Source organism: Pseudomonas sp. GW821-FHT02B10 (assembly GCF_059421865.1).
The window spans coordinates 102,986-118,910 of the sequence record NZ_JBWKVU010000002.1 but is presented as its reverse complement, the minus strand read 5'-3'; the positions used below and the strand labels follow the sequence as shown (position 1 = coordinate 118,910).

The 15,925-nt window shown below is 61.5% G+C and carries 14 protein-coding genes; 9 read left to right on the top strand and 5 right to left on the bottom strand.

Features of this window, described 5'->3' with window-relative positions; translation table 11 throughout:
- Positions 1–20: 20 nt before the first annotated feature.
- Together recF and gyrB are read left to right on the top strand one after the other, a co-directional pair.
- Positions 21–1,124, top strand: coding sequence for a DNA replication/repair protein RecF (recF, locus tag AC07VU_RS04355; RefSeq protein WP_123572349.1), 1,104 nt, complete (start codon positions 21–23; stop codon positions 1,122–1,124).
- A 4-nt stretch (positions 1,125–1,128) separates the two neighbouring features.
- Positions 1,129–3,546, top strand: coding sequence for a DNA topoisomerase (ATP-hydrolyzing) subunit B (gyrB, locus tag AC07VU_RS04350; RefSeq protein ID WP_007924471.1), 2,418 nt, complete (start codon positions 1,129–1,131; stop codon positions 3,544–3,546).
- 77 nt (positions 3,547–3,623) lie between these two features.
- On the opposite strand, the gene AC07VU_RS04345 is transcribed toward gyrB, so the two are convergent.
- Positions 3,624–4,340, bottom strand: coding sequence for a response regulator transcription factor (locus AC07VU_RS04345; protein WP_009041468.1), 717 nt, complete (start codon positions 4,338–4,340; stop codon positions 3,624–3,626).
- A 231-nt stretch (positions 4,341–4,571) separates the two neighbouring features.
- Between AC07VU_RS04345 and AC07VU_RS04340 the strand changes: the two genes are divergently transcribed.
- The 4 genes from AC07VU_RS04340 (at position 4,572) to AC07VU_RS04325 (ending at position 9,366) form a co-directional block, all read left to right on the top strand.
- A complete protein-coding gene (locus AC07VU_RS04340; RefSeq protein ID WP_274305117.1) occupies positions 4,572–4,856 on the top strand; it encodes a hypothetical protein in 285 nt (94 codons plus the stop codon).
- Positions 4,857–5,160: 304 nt separating this feature from the next.
- Complete coding sequence (aqpZ, locus tag AC07VU_RS04335) at positions 5,161–5,850, top strand: aquaporin Z (protein ID WP_007921032.1); 690 nt, start codon at positions 5,161–5,163, stop codon at positions 5,848–5,850.
- A 198-nt stretch (positions 5,851–6,048) separates the two neighbouring features.
- Positions 6,049–7,035 carry a FecR family protein gene (locus AC07VU_RS04330; RefSeq protein WP_053263216.1) on the top strand — a complete coding sequence of 329 codons (987 nt, stop codon included), beginning with the start codon at positions 6,049–6,051 and terminating at the stop codon, positions 7,033–7,035.
- A gap of 18 nt (positions 7,036–7,053) precedes the next feature.
- Positions 7,054–9,366 carry a CHASE2 domain-containing protein gene (locus AC07VU_RS04325; protein WP_422121746.1) on the top strand — a complete coding sequence of 771 codons (2,313 nt, stop codon included), beginning with the start codon at positions 7,054–7,056 and terminating at the stop codon, positions 9,364–9,366.
- Between the two features lie 170 nt (positions 9,367–9,536).
- Here the strand turns inward: AC07VU_RS04325 and AC07VU_RS04320 are convergent, their stop codons facing one another.
- The 4 genes from AC07VU_RS04320 to glyQ all read right to left on the bottom strand — a co-directional run bounded on the left by AC07VU_RS04320 (position 9,537) and on the right by glyQ (position 13,936).
- Entirely contained in the window at positions 9,537–10,307 is a 771-nt protein-coding gene (locus tag AC07VU_RS04320) for a lysophospholipid acyltransferase family protein (RefSeq protein WP_053263217.1), read from the bottom strand.
- Positions 10,308–10,390: 83 nt separating this feature from the next.
- A complete protein-coding gene (gmhB, locus tag AC07VU_RS04315) occupies positions 10,391–10,924 on the bottom strand; it encodes a D-glycero-beta-D-manno-heptose 1,7-bisphosphate 7-phosphatase (RefSeq protein WP_009041473.1) in 534 nt (177 codons plus the stop codon).
- A gap of 7 nt (positions 10,925–10,931) precedes the next feature.
- The gene (gene glyS, locus AC07VU_RS04310; RefSeq protein WP_007921024.1) at positions 10,932–12,986 is read right to left on the bottom strand and encodes a glycine--tRNA ligase subunit beta; all 2,055 of its coding nucleotides are present in this window, start codon (positions 12,984–12,986) and stop codon (positions 10,932–10,934) included.
- Positions 12,983–13,936, bottom strand: a complete 954-nt coding sequence (gene glyQ / locus AC07VU_RS04305; RefSeq protein WP_003177094.1) for a glycine--tRNA ligase subunit alpha — start codon at positions 13,934–13,936, stop codon at positions 12,983–12,985. The genes glyS and glyQ overlap by 4 nt, the downstream gene beginning before the upstream one ends.
- 81 nt (positions 13,937–14,017) lie before the next feature.
- On the opposite strand from glyQ, the gene tag reads away from it, so the two are divergent.
- The 3 genes from tag to AC07VU_RS04290 all read left to right on the top strand — a co-directional run bounded on the left by tag (position 14,018) and on the right by AC07VU_RS04290 (position 15,822).
- Positions 14,018–14,581: a DNA-3-methyladenine glycosylase I gene (tag, locus tag AC07VU_RS04300; RefSeq protein ID WP_053263218.1), complete on the top strand. Its 564-nt coding sequence runs from the start codon at positions 14,018–14,020 to the stop codon at positions 14,579–14,581.
- Positions 14,582–14,625: 44 nt separating this feature from the next.
- Complete coding sequence (locus tag AC07VU_RS04295; protein WP_277589907.1) at positions 14,626–15,513, top strand: lysophospholipid acyltransferase; 888 nt, start codon at positions 14,626–14,628, stop codon at positions 15,511–15,513.
- Between the two features lie 69 nt (positions 15,514–15,582).
- The gene (locus AC07VU_RS04290) at positions 15,583–15,822 is read left to right on the top strand and encodes a pilus protein PilZ (RefSeq protein ID WP_009041477.1); all 240 of its coding nucleotides are present in this window, start codon (positions 15,583–15,585) and stop codon (positions 15,820–15,822) included.
- The last annotated feature ends 103 nt before the right edge of the window (positions 15,823–15,925 follow it).

Genomic DNA, 15,925 nt, shown 5'->3' with positions numbered 1-15,925 from the left:
TCATGCTCAGCAGAAGCTAGATGTCCCTCAGTCGCGTCTCGGTCACCGCGGTGCGCAATCTGCACCCGGTGACCTTCTCCCCCTCTCCCCGCATCAATCTCCTCTACGGCGCCAACGGCAGTGGCAAAACCAGCGTGCTGGAAGCCATCCACTTGCTGGGGCTTGCTCGCTCGTTTCGCAGTGCTCGTTTATTGCCGGTGATCCAGTACGAGAAACTCGCCTGTACGGTGTTCGGTCAGGTCGAGCTGGCGGAAGGAGGACACAGCAGCCTGGGGATATCTCGCGACCGGCAGGGTGAATTCCAGATCCGTATCGACGGGCAGAACGCCCGCAGCGCGGCGCAACTGGCGGAGATCCTGCCCCTGCAGTTGATCAACCCGGACAGTTTCCGCCTGCTGGAAGGTGCTCCGAAAATCAGGCGCCAGTTCCTTGATTGGGGCGTGTTCCACGTGGAACCCCGCTTCATGTCAACCTGGCAGCGCTTGCAGAAGGCCCTGCGGCAGCGGAACTCATGGCTGCGGCATGGTACACTTGACGCCGCTTCGCAAGCAGCCTGGGACAGGGAACTGTGTCAGGCCAGCGCTGAAATTGATGAATACCGCCGCGCTTATATCAAAGCCTTGAAACCAGTCTTTGAGCGGACCTTGAGCGAGCTGGTAGAGCTCGAGGGCTTAACGCTTAGCTATTACCGTGGTTGGGATAAAGAGCGAGAGCTCAGTGCAGTGCTCGCGACCTCCCTCCATCGTGATCAGCAAATGGGTCATACCCAGGCCGGCCCCCAACGTGCTGATTTGCGTCTCAGATTGGGCGCACACAACGCTGCGGACATCTTGTCCCGCGGTCAGCAGAAGTTGGTGGTCTGTGCCTTGCGGATCGCCCAGGGGCACCTGGTCAGCCAGGCCCGGCGCGGTCAATGTATTTATCTGGTGGATGACTTGCCGTCCGAACTGGATGAGCAGCATCGCCGCGCACTTTGTCGCTTGTTGGAAGACTTACGCTGCCAGGTGTTCATCACCTGTGTAGACCACGAATTATTGAGGGAAGGCTGGCAGACGGAAACGCCAGTTGCCCTGTTCCACGTGGAACAGGGCCGTATCACCCAGACCCACGACCATCGGGAGTGAAGGCATGAGCGAAGAAAACACGTACGACTCGAGCAGCATTAAAGTGCTGAAAGGTTTGGATGCCGTACGCAAACGTCCCGGTATGTACATTGGTGACACCGACGATGGCAGCGGTCTGCACCATATGGTGTTCGAGGTGGTCGATAACTCGATCGACGAAGCTCTGGCCGGCCATTGCGACGACATCAGCATCATCATCCACCCGGACGAATCCATTACCGTGCGTGACAACGGTCGCGGCATCCCGGTAGACGTGCATAAAGAAGAAGGCGTTTCCGCAGCCGAGGTCATCATGACTGTGCTGCACGCCGGCGGTAAGTTCGACGATAACTCCTACAAAGTATCCGGCGGTCTGCACGGTGTGGGTGTGTCGGTAGTAAACGCCCTGTCCGAAGAACTGGTCCTGACCGTTCGCCGCAGTGGCAAGATCTGGGAACAGACCTACGTTCACGGTGTGCCTCAGGCGCCTATGGCGATCGTCGGTGACAGCGAAACCACCGGTACCCAGATTCACTTCAAGGCTTCCAGCGAGACCTTCAAGAACATCCACTTCAGCTGGGACATCCTGGCCAAGCGGATTCGTGAACTGTCCTTCCTCAACTCCGGTGTCGGTATCGTTCTGAAGGACGAGCGCAGCGGCAAGGAAGAACTGTTCAAGTACGAAGGCGGCTTGCGTGCGTTCGTTGAATACCTGAACACCAACAAGACTGCGGTCAACCAGGTGTTCCACTTCAATGTGCAGCGTGAAGACGGCATTGGCGTGGAAATCGCCCTGCAGTGGAACGACAGCTTCAACGAAAACCTGCAGTGCTTCACCAACAACATTCCGCAGCGCGACGGTGGCACCCACCTGGTGGGCTTCCGTTCGGCGCTGACGCGTAACCTGAACAACTACATCGAACAAGAAGGCCTGGCGAAGAAGCACAAGGTCGCCACCACCGGTGACGATGCCCGCGAAGGCCTGACCGCGATCATTTCGGTCAAGGTGCCGGATCCGAAGTTCAGCTCCCAGACCAAAGACAAGCTGGTGTCTTCCGAAGTGAAGACCGCGGTCGAACAGGAAATGGGCAAGTACTTCTCCGACTTCCTGCTGGAAAACCCGAACGAAGCCAAGCTGGTGGTCGGCAAGATGCTCGACGCCGCCCGTGCCCGTGAAGCGGCGCGTAAAGCCCGTGAGATGACCCGTCGTAAAGGCGCGCTGGATATCGCCGGCCTGCCGGGCAAACTGGCGGACTGCCAGGAAAAAGACCCTGCCCTTTCCGAACTCTACCTGGTGGAAGGTGACTCTGCTGGCGGCTCCGCCAAGCAGGGACGCAACCGTAAGACCCAGGCGATCCTGCCGCTCAAGGGCAAGATCCTCAACGTCGAGAAAGCGCGCTTCGACAAGATGATTTCCTCGCAAGAGGTCGGCACCTTGATCACTGCACTCGGTTGCGGCATCGGCCGTGAAGAGTACAACATCGACAAGCTGCGTTATCACAACATCATCATCATGACCGACGCCGACGTCGACGGTTCGCACATCCGTACCCTGCTCCTGACCTTCTTCTTCCGTCAGTTGCCGGAGCTGATCGAGCGTGGCTACATCTACATCGCTCAACCGCCGCTGTACAAGGTCAAGAAAGGCAAGCAAGAGCAATACATCAAAGACGACGACGCCATGGAAGAGTACATGACGCAGTCGGCCCTGGAAGATGCGAGCCTGCACCTGAACGAAGAAGCACCGGGTATTTCCGGCGAGGCGCTGGAGCGCCTGGTGAACGACTTCCGCATGGTCATGAAGACCCTTAAGCGTCTGTCGCGCCTGTACCCTCAAGAGCTGACCGAGCACTTCATCTACCTGCCGGCCGTGAGCCTGGAGCAACTCTCCGATCACGCGGCGATGCAGGATTGGCTGGCCCAGTATGAAGTCCGCCTGCGCACCGTCGAGAAGTCCGGCCTGGTCTACAAGGCCAGCCTGCGTGAAGACCGTGAACGTAATGTGTGGCTGCCAGAGGTCGAACTGATCTCCCACGGCCTGTCGAACTACGTTACCTTCAACCGCGATTTCTTCGGCAGTAATGACTACAAGACCGTCGTCACCCTCGGCGCTCAACTGAGCTCCCTGCTGGACGAAGGCGCTTATATTCAGCGCGGCGAGCGCAAGAAGGCGGTGACCGAGTTCAAGGAAGCCCTGGACTGGCTGATGACCGAAAGCACCAAGCGCCACACCATCCAGCGATACAAAGGTCTGGGTGAGATGAACCCGGATCAGCTGTGGGAAACCACCATGGACCCAAGCGTGCGCCGCATGCTCAAGGTCACCATTGAAGACGCCATCGGCGCCGACCAAATCTTCAACACCCTGATGGGTGATGCGGTCGAGCCTCGTCGTGACTTCATCGAAAGCAACGCCCTGGCGGTATCCAATCTGGACTTCTGATCCGGGTTGCATCGCCGAAATAAAAAAGGCCAACGCTCAGCGTTGGCCTTTTTTATTGCCCGGCTAAAAGGGTCGCCCTACTCCGCCGCCGAAACACTTTCCAGGCGATAGCCGTAGCCATAGATGGTCAGCAGCTGCCAGCCACGATCCGCGGTCAACCCCAGCTTGTTGCGCAAGCGGTAGATGTGAGTGTCCAGGGGACGGGAGGAGACGATTTCCTCATGGGTCCAGAAGCGTTCGTAAAGGTACTCCCGGGATAACGGCCGACCCAGGTTGGCGAACAGGCAGCGGGCCAGGCGGTACTCGCGTTCGGTGAGGCTGATCGGGTTGCCGGCTCGGGTCACGGTCAGCTCGGCGTCATCGAAGGCCAGGTCGTTGAAGGTTTGCACCTCGACGGCTGCCGATCGCTGCAAGCCGTGACGCCGCAGGACAGCGGTCACCCGTGCCTTGAGTTCGTTGGGGCGGAAAGGTTTGCTCACATAGTCGTCGGCACCGGTGTTCAGGGCCTGGACGATATCGCTCTCGGCATCGCGGCTGGTGAGCATGATGGCCGCCGGTGGCGCCTCCATGTGTTCACGGGTCCAGCGCAGCAACGACAGTCCGCTGAGGTCTGGCAGCTGCCAGTCGAGAATCAGCAGGTCGAAGGTTTCGCGCCGCAGCTGCCGCAGCAGGTCCTCGCCACGCTCGAAGCTGTGCAGCGTCCATGGCTGTTCCCCGGGGCCGGGGATCTGTCGCAGTGTCTGTTCCACCCGCGCCAGTTCGGCGGGTTCGTCATCCAGTATTGCGACACGCATGCGGGGCAGTTCCTTTTATCGCGAGAGAATGCTGATTGCTTTATTTGAGGCCTTACCTGGCGCTGAGTTTAGGCTGATCAGACGAATCTGAACAATTGTGGCGAATTGCTCTGGTTCATACCTTTGCTCGGTACGCTGATGTCATATAGCCGGTAGCTGACAGGAGCACTGTCCATCCGGCCTGCATTCATTGCAGAACGATACCGGCTCGAACGTGCAAGGAAAAGGACTATGGGAAACATCCTGGGGAAGGGGCGGTTGCTCTACGCAGGCATTGCGCGGGCAGCGGACCTGGCTCGATTTATCACACTGATGCTCGCGGCTTGCCTGAGCCTGGGTTCAACCGCGGAGCAGCCTGCGCTGCCGTCTTCGGACTACGCCCTGCCGGTGCAGCGCTATTTCAGCCCATCCGTAACCACTATCGGGTTCAGCGATTCCCAGGGATTCGCCCCGATCAGCGCGCCACAGATGACCCAGCCTATGGTCTATCAGGAGCAGCAGCGTTGGGTGTTCTAGATCAGACAATTCTGAACAAATATTGCAAACCGGCCCGGCCTCCACGGCATGCCGGTAAATTCGTAGTCGCTGAGTGGCACACAGGGGCATTCGGAAGTGCTCCGACACAGGGAGTGTCAACCGCCGGATTGGCGGGCGTCAGACCGAGGCTTGGCCTCGATTTGCAGTACAGGGGAATACAGGGAGTGCCTCCTCAGGACGTAATGCTTCGACACAGGGATGTGTCATCCCTCCTCTCCCGCGCGGCCCCACGGCGCCGCCAGCCAACAAACAACTCCTCATTTTTTATCTGTGAAGGCCTCTGATGAAGACATTCGGCGCTGAGTTTTTCGGTACGTTCTGGTTGGTCCTGGGCGGGTGCGGGAGCGCCGTGCTGGCGGCCGGCGTTCCGCAGTTCGGGATCGGTTATCTGGGGGTAGCCCTGGCCTTTGGCCTGAGCGTCCTGACCATGGCTTACGCATTGGGTCCGATTTCCGGGGCTCACCTCAACCCCGCGGTCTCGGTTGGCCTGTGGTTGAGTGGGCGTTTCCCGGGTAGCCGGCTGCTGCCTTATATTGTCGCCCAGGTTCTCGGCGGACTCGCCGCGGGTGGCGTGCTGTTCCTGATCGCTTCCGGCAAGGTCGGTTTCGACGCGTCGGCGGGCTTCGCGGCCAATGGCTATGGTGAGCACTCGCCTGGTGGCTACTCGATGTTTGCTGCGCTGTTGACCGAAGTTGTGCTCACGGCGATGTTCCTCCTGATCATCCTGGGTGCCACCGCCAAGCGTGCTCCAGCCGGTTTTGCGCCGATTGCCATTGGCCTGACGCTGACCCTGATCCACCTGATCAGCATTCCGGTCACCAATACCTCGGTCAACCCGGCCCGCAGCACCGCGGTAGCTTTCTTCGCCGGTGAGTGGGCAGTGTCCCAGCTGTGGCTGTTCTGGGTAGCACCTCTGTTGGGCGCAGGGCTGGGAGCCCTGGCCTATCGGTTGATCTCCATCGAGCGGGACTGACCTGTGCGGCCGGATGCGCCGATTCGCATCCGGCCGGCATGGAGCCAAACAGCGCAGCCGCTCTCCAGCGGTTGTGCTGTTTGTCCCGTAAGGGAATGACCCTGGCCGGCCTTGGTTCGAGAGGTATGGTCAGAACGCTAACAATGCAGTTCTAATGGCACGGACTTCAGAAGAGCGCGACTACGGACCTATGAACCCATGACCTCCTTGCACATCCGCCACCGGGCCATGCTCGTGTCGTTTCTTCTCGGTAGCGCACTGGCCTTTTCCACGGTGCAGGCTGCCGTTGCAGCACCCAAGCGCCCTCCCTATATCGATGAAAACCAGCAATGCCGTGGCCAGCCGTTGCCGGCGACGGTCGAGCACCTCACGGGCGAAGCCTGGAAGCTGGATGCCAAGGGCAACCAGGTGCCCCTGGAAGAAGGTATGAGCGTCGATGAACTCGAAGGGGTGAAGACCTCGCCTTCGGCATTCGTCAGCCTGTCCCTGGGCGATGGTTCGCTGGTGGTACTGCCCTCCAGTTCCCAGATCACCCTGCACCTGAACGAAGAACATGCGATCCCCCAGGTCGCGCTCGAGCAGGGGCAGATCGAATCCTATGTCATCAAGCGCCCGAGCGATTACGACCGTTTCCAGATCGTCACGCCGATCGGCGTGCTGGGCGTACGCGGCACGCACTTCCGGGTGCGTAACGACGATCAGCTGTCGCTGGTGGAAGTGCTCAACGGCCAGGTAGCGGTCAACCGCGAAGACGACGAAGCGCCGAAAAAGACCAAGGGCAAGAAGCGCCCTGTGGATAAACCGGTCGGGCCGGTTCCCGGTGAAGTCCAGGTCATGGCTCGCCAGGGTTTGCGCATCCAGAAAGAAGGCCCGCTGAAGCCAGTCGATCTGTTACCCGCGCCGCAACTGATGGGCCAGGCGGGCCAGACGGGCGATCTGCCGGTCTGGCAACTGATCATGAAGCCCTTGCCGGGCGCCAAGCGTTACCGGGCCCAGGTGGCGACTGACAAAAGTTTCCTCAATATCAAGCAGGAACAGTTCTCCAGCACGCCGGAAGTCAACTTCAGCGGCCTGGAAGCGTTTTTTTATCATGTCCGCCTTTCTGCTTTCGATGAGCACGGACTCGAAGGAGAGACGGGCGTCTATGACATCTTCTATTACCCCAGGACCACGCGTGTTCAGTAAGTGCGCGGCGGTTTGTCGGTGAGGCGCTGGCGCCGACCCGAGGGCCGGGAGCCGACGCAAGCCCAGCGACTGTTTGGCGGTCTGGTGCGGGAATGGGCATGGGTCAGCCTGATCCTGTTGCCCTTGACCGCCCTGCTGTCGTTGAGCCACGGGCTGGCGCTGAATAACCTGCTGTATGACAACCTGCGGCGGCTCAGCCCGCTGCCGGTCGATTCGCGGTTGCTGCTGATCACCATCGACGACTACAGCCTGCAGCAGCTGGGCCAGTGGCCCTGGCCGCGTACCCTGCACGCCGACCTGCTGGATCGGCTGACGGCGGCCAAGGTCCAGGGTGTGTTGTTCGACGTGATCTTCAGCGAACCCGACAGCGTTCCCGAAAACGATCAACGACTGGCCCAGGCGGTCTGCCGCGAGGGCAAGGTATTCCTGCCCCTGCTGCGCGAGAGCGTGGCCCGCTACGGCCAGCCGCTGGGCGAGATCGAACCGGTGCCGGCGTTGAGTCAGTGCGCCAAGGCGGTCGGCCATATCAATGCCGAGGCCGACGCCGATGGCACGGTTCGCAGCGTCTATCTGCGCGAAGGCCCACCGCAGGCACCGAAGGCGCAACTGGCCTGGCTGCTTTATCAACAGGCATACCCGGGCACTGCCCTGTCGATGCCCGGTTCGGACACCGCGCAGATCGCCCAGGGCTGGCTGCGCAGCAACCCAGTACGCATCCCCTTCATCAGTCCCCATGCCGGTTTCCCCAGTGTTCCCTATGTCAGCGTATTGCGCGGCGAAGTCCCGCCGGAGCTGTTGCGCGACAAGCTGATCCTGATCGGCACCACCGCGCCCGGCCTGGGTGACCGCTATGTCACCCCGCAGTCGGCCAGTGTCGGCACCACCCCAGGTATCGAGATCCAGGCCAACCTGCTCAATGGCTTGTTGCAGCAGCGCACCATTGTCGCCCTCGGGCAATGGCCGGTCGCGGCGCTGTCGGTGCTGCTGGTGGCAGCCTTGCTGGGATTGCTGCTGGTGCGGCCGCGGCATGCGTTGTGGCTGACCCTGGCCTGCATGGCGGCTGCCCTGCTCGGTTCGGCCGGGCTGCTGCGCCTGGGGCTGTGGTGGCCGCCGGTGGCCAGCCTGTTGGGGATGCTGCTGGCGTACCTGATCTGGAACTGGCGCCGCCTGAGCGTGATCCTGGCCTACTTCGGCTGGGAGCTGGCGCGCCTGGACAGCGAGCCTAAGGTGCTGCCCGAACGCCGACGCACCCAGGCTCCCGCAGGGGATGTGCTGCAGGGGCAGATCGTGGCGTTGGAACAGGCCTTGAGTCGCACCCGCGACACCCGCCGCTTCATTGCCGATGGCCTGGAATACCTGCCGGTGGCCACCCTGATCAGCGATCCGGACGGTCGCGTGCTGCTGGCCAACCGCAATGCTCGCGAAGTGTTCGGCAACGCGCTGATCGGCGAGGACCTGGTCCGGCAGCTGGCCGGCCTGGGTTATCCCGGTTTGCAGGACGAGCAACGCCCTGCCCTGTCGCAACTGCAGCCTGTGGAATTTCGCGATATCGAGCAGCGCAGCCTGCGCGTGGACCTGGCACCCCTGCTGCCGATCGACAGCGATACGCCGATCGGCTGGCTGCTGAGCCTCACTGACCTGAGCCTCGAGCGGGACGCCGAACAGCAGCGGGCAACCCTGTTGCGCTTCCTGTCCCATGACCTGCGCGCGCCACATTCGGCGATCCTGGCTTTGCTCGATGTGCAGCGGCACCAGGGCTCGTCGGGTGACACGCGGATCTACAGTCAGATCGAACTCCAGGTGCGTCGCGCCCTGGGGCTCACCGAAGCCTTCGTACAACTGGCGAAGGCCGAGTCCGAGGCCTATCAGTTCCAGCCGAGCATGTTCGCCATGCTGGTGCTGGACGCGTTCGACCAGGCCATGACCATCGCCCAGCTGAAAAACATCCAGCTGGTGCATGACCTCGACGATGATGCCGAAGGCATGGTGCTGGCCGATCAGTCCCTGCTGACCCGGGCCTTGTTCAACTTGCTGGAAAACGCCATCAAGTACAGCCCGTCGGGCTCGACTGTCCGGGTGCAAGTTGCGTGTACGGAAGGCTGGCTGACCTGCGATATCACCGACCAGGGCAAAGGCATTGCGGCCGATGAACTGCCGCAGTTGTTCGTGCAGTACCAGCGCTTCGCCTCGGCGCAGGGCTGCGAAGGCCTGGGGCTGGGGTTGTCGATGGTCAAGGCGGTGGTCGACCGGCATGAAGGGCGGATTGTCTGCCGTAGCGTGGTCGGCGAGGGGACGACCTTCAGCCTGCAATTACCTCTGCTCACGGACTGAATATCGATAGGCGAAAAAAAACCGGCTCCAGGCCGGTTTTTTCGTATCCAGAAAACTTATGCACCTTTTCCGGTGTTTTATGGGTTTAGGAAATATGTATATAAATCATCTATTTACGGATTTTATATAGCGATTTCCAATAAAACGGTACACAGGTTATCCACAGAAACTCAGATGGCCATTTTGTCCGGAGCCGCGGCTACCGGAGGCAGCGAACCCATGTCCCGCTGCGCCTGCTCATTCCAGGCCGCGACCCGGTCGTTGAGCTCGGCGATGGCCCGTGGTCCGGAGCCTTCGGCGTACATCGGCGCACCGATCACCACGGTGATGGTGCCGGGGTGCCTGAGCCAGCCGGTCTTCGGCCAGTATTTGCCGGCGTTGTGTGCTACCGGCAGCACCGGCAAGTCGGCGTTGACCGCCAGGGCGCTGCCGCTGCGGGAGAACTTGCCCATCTGGCCGTAAGGCACCCGGGTGCCTTCCGGGAAGATCAACACCCAGACATTGTCCTTGAGCAGCTCGTCGCCCTTGCTGGCGACCTGCTTGAGCGCGGCCTTGGGATTGTCACGGTCGATGGCGATCGGACGCAGCATGGCCATGGCCCAGCCGAAGAACGGCACATACAGCAGTTCACGCTTGAGCACTTGGCTCAGCGGTTCGAAATAGGCCGAGAGAAAGAACGTCTCCCAGGTGCTCTGGTGGTTCGAGACAATCACGCAAGGACGCTCGGGGATATTTTCCGCGCCCTTCACTTCCACGTTGATCTTGAGAAACACCTTGGTCAGCCACAATGCGCAGCGGCACCAATAGACGTTGATAAAGCGATAGCGCGCCTTGAACGGCAGGAAGGGCGCGATAAAAAAGCTCAGGGAGCACCACAGCAACGAACTGGTGCCCAGCAGCAGGTAAAAGAAGAAGGTTCTGATTGCCTGCAGGATCGACATAGCGGCGTTTACCGTTGCGGGCATTGCCCGCCTCTAAAAAAGCGCACTCCCGAACAATCCTTGGTCAGGATCTCAGAAGGACTCTAATTGTGGATAAGTTCAGCGGCAACTGCCGCCAGGTCGTCAAAAATCAAGGTGCCTACCGGTAGGGTTTTCCCCAGGGTCTTTTCGCCTTTCCCGGTCTTTACCAAAACTGGCTGAGAGTCGACGGCTTTTGCGGCTTCCAGGTCACCGAGACTGTCGCCCACAAACCATAGACCAGCCAGATCCACTGCGTAGTGCCGGGCAATGGTCTGCAACATGCCGGGCTTGGGTTTGCGGCAGGCGCAACCTTCGTCCGGGCCATGGGGGCAGTACACGATGAGGCCGAGTTCGCCGCCCTGCTCGGCCACCAGAGCGCGCAGGCGCTCGTGCATGGCGTCGAGGGTGGCGACATCGTAGTAACCGCGAGCGATGCCCGACTGGTTGGTAGCGACTGCTACCGTCCAGCCGGCCTTGCTCAACTGCGCGATGGCTTCGACCGAGCCGGGGAGCGGAATCCACTCCTCCACCGATTTGATGTAAGCGTCGGAGTCGTAATTGATCACTCCGTCCCGATCGAGAATCAGCAGTTTCACGTACGCCTTACCCCAGCAACGAGATGTCGGCGACACCGAGGAACAGACCTCGCAGACGTGCCAGCAGCGCGTAGCGGTTGGCCCGCACGTTGGCGTCTTCGGCGTTGACCATCACCTTCTCGAAGAAGGCGTCGACCGGCTCGCGCAGGGCGGCCAGGCGGGCCAGGGTCTCGCTGTACTGACGCGCCGCGGCCATTGGCTGCACGGCCTGGTCCGCTTGCTGGATCGCCGAGTACAGGGAGAACTCGTTGGCGTTGTCGAAGTACTTGGCTTCCACGGTGGTCGGCACGCTGCCTTCGACCTTGCTCAGCAGGTTCGAGACGCGCTTGTTCACCGCGGCCAATGCGGCGGCTTCCGGCAGCTTGCGGAAGGCCTGCACGGCCTGCACACGCTGGTCGAAGTCCAGGGCCGAACCCGGCTTCAGGGCACGGACCGACAGGTAGGTGGCGACATCCACGCCTTCGTCTTCGTAACGCGCACGCAGACGGTCGAAGATGAACTCCAGGACCTGATCGGCCAGGCCGGCGCTCTTGACCTTGCTGCCGAAGGCGCTGACGGCGAACGCCACGGCTTCGGTCAGGTCCAGGTCGAGCTTCTTGTCGATCAGGATGCGCAGCACGCCCAGCGCGGCACGACGCAGCGCGTACGGGTCCTTGCTGCCGGTTGGCAGCATGCCGATGCCGAAGATGCCGACCAGGGTGTCGAGCTTGTCGGCGATGGCCACGGCGGCACCGGTGACGGTGCTTGGCAGCTCGGCGCCGGCGCCACGCGGCATGTATTGCTCGTTCAGCGCCAGGGCGACGTCTTCCGGTTCGCCGTCATTGAGGGCGTAGTAGTAACCGGCGATGCCTTGCATTTCCGGGAACTCGCCGACCATTTCGGTGGCCAGGTCGCACTTCGACAGCAGGCCCGCACGCGCGGCACGCTGGGCGTCGCCGCCGATGCGCGGGGCGATGAACGCGGCCAGTTTCGAGACGCGCTCGGCCTTGTCGTAGACGCTGCCCAGCTTCTCCTGGAACACCACGTTCTGCAGGCGCTGGTTGAAGTCTTCGAGCTTCTGTTTCTTGTCCTGCTTGAAGAAGAACTCGGCGTCGGTCAGGCGTGGGCGAACGACTTTCTCGTTGCCTTCGATGATCTGGCGCGGGTCCTTGCTTTCAATGTTGGCCACGGTGATGAAACGCGGCAGCAGCTTGCCGTCGACGTCCAGCAGGCAGAAGTATTTCTGGTTGTCCTGCATGGTGGTGATCAGGGCTTCCTGCGGCACTTCGAGGAAACGCTCCTCGAACGAGCACACCAGTGGCACCGGCCATTCCACCAGGGCGGTCACTTCGTCCAGCAAATCGGCTGGAACGATGGCGGTGCCTTCCTGCAGGCGCGCCAGTTCTTCGGTGCGCTTGCTGATCAGCTCGCGACGCTCGTTGGCGTCGGCCAGCACGTAGGCGGCGCGCAGGTCGTCCAGATAGTTGGCCGGCGAGGTGATGCGCACGCTTTGCGGGTGATGGAAGCGGTGGCCACGGGAGTCGCGACCGGCTTTCTGGGCGAGGATGGTGCAGTCGATGACCTGGTCACCCAGCAGCATCACCAGCCATTGGGTCGGACGCACGAACTCTTCCTTGCGCGCAGCCCAACGCATGCGTTTCGGAATCGGCAGGTCGTTCAGCGAGTCTTCGACGATGGTCGGCAGCAGGCTGGCGGTCGGCTTGCCCTTGATGCTCTGGCTGTAGCGCAGCTTCGGCCCGCTCTGGTCGATTTCGCTCAGGTCCACGCCACATTTCTTGGCGAAGCCCAGGGCGGCCTGGGTCGGGTTGCCTTCGGCGTCGAAGGCGGCCTGGCGTGGTGGGCCGTCGAGGTTGATGCTGCGATCCGGCTGCTGGGTGGCCAGGCCGCTGATCAGCACCGCTAGGCGGCGTGGTGCGGCGTAGACGTGCTTGGTCTCGAAGTTCAGGCCGGCGGCCTGCAGGCCTTTTTCGATACCGCCCAGGAAGGCTTCGGCCAGGGTGTTCAGGGCTTTGGGTGGCAGTTCTTCAGTGCCCAGTTCAACCAGAAAATCTTGCGCACTCATTGTGCCGCCTCCAACTTAGCCAACACTTCATCACGCAGGTCCGGGGTTGCCATCGGGAAGCCCAGCTTGGCGCGGGCCAGCAGGTAGGCTTGCGCGACGGAACGCGCCAGGGTGCGCACACGCAGGATGTACTGCTGGCGCGCGGTCACGGAGATCGCGCGACGGGCATCCAGCAGGTTGAAGGTGTGCGAGGCCTTGAGGACCATTTCATAGCTCGGCAACGGCAGCGGCTGATCCAGCTCGATCAGGCGCTTGGCTTCGCTTTCATAGAAATCGAACAGTTCGAACAGCTTCTCGACGTTGGCGTGTTCGAAGTTGTAGGTCGACTGCTCCACTTCGTTCTGGTGGAACACGTCGCCGTAGGTCACCTTGCCGAACGGGCCGTCGGCCCAGACCAGGTCGTAGACCGAATCCACGCCCTGCAGGTACATGGCCAGGCGTTCCAGGCCGTAGGTGATCTCGCCGGTCACCGGGTAGCACTCGATGCCACCGGCTTGCTGGAAGTAGGTGAACTGGGTCACTTCCATGCCGTTGAGCCAGACTTCCCAGCCCAGGCCCCAGGCGCCGAGGGTCGGCGATTCCCAGTTGTCTTCGACAAAACGGATGTCGTGCACCAGCGGGTCGAGGCCGACGTGCTTGAGCGAGCCCAGGTACAGCTCCTGGAAGTTTTCCGGGTTCGGCTTCAAGACCACCTGGAACTGGTAGTAGTGCTGCAGACGGTTCGGGTTTTCGCCGTAGCGGCCGTCAGTCGGGCGACGACTGGGCTGCACATAAGCGGCGTTCCAGGTTTCCGGGCCGATGGCGCGCAGGAACGTGGCGGTATGGAAAGTGCCGGCGCCTACTTCCATATCGTAGGGCTGAAGTACCACACAACCTTGCTCGGCCCAGTATTGCTGGAGGGCGAGGATCAAGTCTTGGAAGGTACGCACGGCTGGCGTAGGCTGGCTCACGAAATTCACCTGTTACTTGGGCTGCGATTTAAAGAGCGGGAGTATACCCGATTCAGTTGTGCGCACGCCCACTGGAGCCTTATGCCACGCTGCTTTTGGTGCAACGAAGATCCCCTGTACATGGCGTACCACGATCAGGAGTGGGGCGTGCCGCTACGCGACGCGCAGCGTTTGTTCGAGTTGTTATTGCTCGAAGGGTTCCAGGCCGGCCTGTCCTGGATCACCGTCCTGAAGAAGCGCGAGCGTTATCGCCAGGTACTGTTCGGTTTCGATGTGCAGCGCGTGGCGCAGATGAGCGATGCACAAATCGACGAGTTGATGCTTGATCCCGGAATCATCCGCAACCGTCTCAAACTCGCTGCCGCCCGGCGCAACGCCCAGGCCTGGATGGCGCTGGAAGACCCGGTGGAATTCCTCTGGTCGTTCGTCGGCGGGGTACCGAAAATCAATCATTTCAAGGATCGCAGCGAGGTTCCGGCGGTGACTCCAGAGGCCGAAGCGATGAGCCGCGGCTTGAAAAAGGCCGGCTTCACCTTTGTCGGGCCGACCATCTGTTATGCGCTGATGCAGGCTTCGGGCATGGTCATGGATCACACTCGGGACTGCGATCGCTACGCCATCCTGACAAACGGCCGGTTAGAATAACCGGCTTGCGACAAGGTTCATGACCCGGATATCAGGAGTCACCTGTGGATAAGTTTAAAGGCGCCCTGCTGGTGGGCGCTCTGCGATTGTTTGCCCTGCTGCCCTGGCGCGCGGTGCAGGCGGTCGGTTCGGCCATCGGCTGGATCATGTGGAAGACCCCCAACCGTTCCCGCGATGTGGTGCGGATCAACCTGGCCAAGTGCTTTCCGCAGATGGACGCCGCCGAACGCGAGCGCTTAGTGGGACAGAGCCTGAAAGACATCGGCAAGTCCCTGACTGAAAGCGCCTGCGCCTGGATCTGGCCGGCCGAGCGCTCGATCGCCCTGGTGCGTGAAGTCGAGGGCCTCGAGGTGCTGCAAGAAGCGCTGGCGTCGGGCAAGGGCGTGGTCGGCATCACCAGCCACCTGGGCAACTGGGAAGTGCTCAACCACTTCTATTGCAGCCAGTGCAAACCGGTCATTTTCTACCGCCCGCCGAAGCTCAAGGCGGTGGACGAACTGCTGCGCAAACAGCGGGTCCAGCTGGGCAACCGGGTGGCGGCTTCGACCAAGGAAGGCATCCTCAGCGTTATCAAGGAAGTGCGCAAAGGTGGTGCGGTGGGCATTCCCGCCGACCCGGAACCGGCCGAATCCGCCGGGATCTTCGTGCCCTTCTTCGCCACCCGGGCGCTGACCAGCAAGTTCGTGCCGAACATGCTCGCCGGCGGCAAGGCGGTCGGGGTGTTCCTGCACGCGCTGCGCCTGCCCGACGGTTCGGGTTACAAGGTGATCCTCGAAGCCGCGCCGGACGCGATGTACAGCACCGACACCGAAACCTCCTGCGCGGCGATGAGCCAGGTGGTCGAGCGCTATGTGCGGGCTTATCCGAGCCAGTACATGTGGAGCATGAAGCGTTTCAAGAAACGTCCGCCCGGCGAAGAACGCTGGTACTGACCGCCTGGCACGATCTGTGGATAACCTTTCGCCAAGGTTATCCACAAAGGCTGAAGCAGAGCACAGCATATGCCCGATTCGCGCAAATCCCTGAGGATCAAGATCCAGCACGAAAGCTTCGGCGAGTGCCTGGGCCAGACGCGCAACCTGTCCGCCAGCGGGGTGTACGTCAAGCACCCGGCATTGGCGGCGCTGCCCAAGGGCGCGGTGGTCTACGGCCAGGTGCAAGGCCTGCCGATGAACGCGCCGCGGGTGAAGATGGAGGTGGTGCTGGTGGACGCCGAGGGCATCGGCCTGCGTTACCTGTGAAGCGTCCGGACATCGCCTCTGTAGCTGCTGCCGAGCTTGCGAGGTTGCGATCGGCCGCGAAGCGGTCGCAAGACCAGGCGCTGCGATTCGCCTGACAATCCCG

Bases quoted from the DNA above. Each gene is read 5' to 3' on its own strand.
- glyS (WP_007921024.1), bottom strand. From the start codon at position 12,986: ATGAGTGCGCAAGATTTTCTGGTTGAACTGGGCACTGAAGAACTGCCA.
- tag (WP_053263218.1), top strand. From the start codon at position 14,018: ATGCCACGCTGCTTTTGGTGCAACGAAGATCCCCTGTACATGGCGTAC.
- AC07VU_RS04320 (WP_053263217.1), bottom strand. From the start codon at position 10,307: ATGTCGATCCTGCAGGCAATCAGAACCTTCTTCTTTTACCTGCTGCTG.
- recF (WP_123572349.1), top strand. From the start codon at position 21: ATGTCCCTCAGTCGCGTCTCGGTCACCGCGGTGCGCAATCTGCACCCG.
- AC07VU_RS04330 (WP_053263216.1), top strand. From the start codon at position 6,049: ATGACCTCCTTGCACATCCGCCACCGGGCCATGCTCGTGTCGTTTCTT.
- aqpZ (WP_007921032.1), top strand. From the start codon at position 5,161: ATGAAGACATTCGGCGCTGAGTTTTTCGGTACGTTCTGGTTGGTCCTG.
- AC07VU_RS04345 (WP_009041468.1), bottom strand. From the start codon at position 4,340: ATGCGTGTCGCAATACTGGATGACGAACCCGCCGAACTGGCGCGGGTG.
- AC07VU_RS04290 (WP_009041477.1), top strand. From the start codon at position 15,583: ATGCCCGATTCGCGCAAATCCCTGAGGATCAAGATCCAGCACGAAAGC.
- AC07VU_RS04340 (WP_274305117.1), top strand. From the start codon at position 4,572: ATGGGAAACATCCTGGGGAAGGGGCGGTTGCTCTACGCAGGCATTGCG.
- gyrB (WP_007924471.1), top strand. From the start codon at position 1,129: ATGAGCGAAGAAAACACGTACGACTCGAGCAGCATTAAAGTGCTGAAA.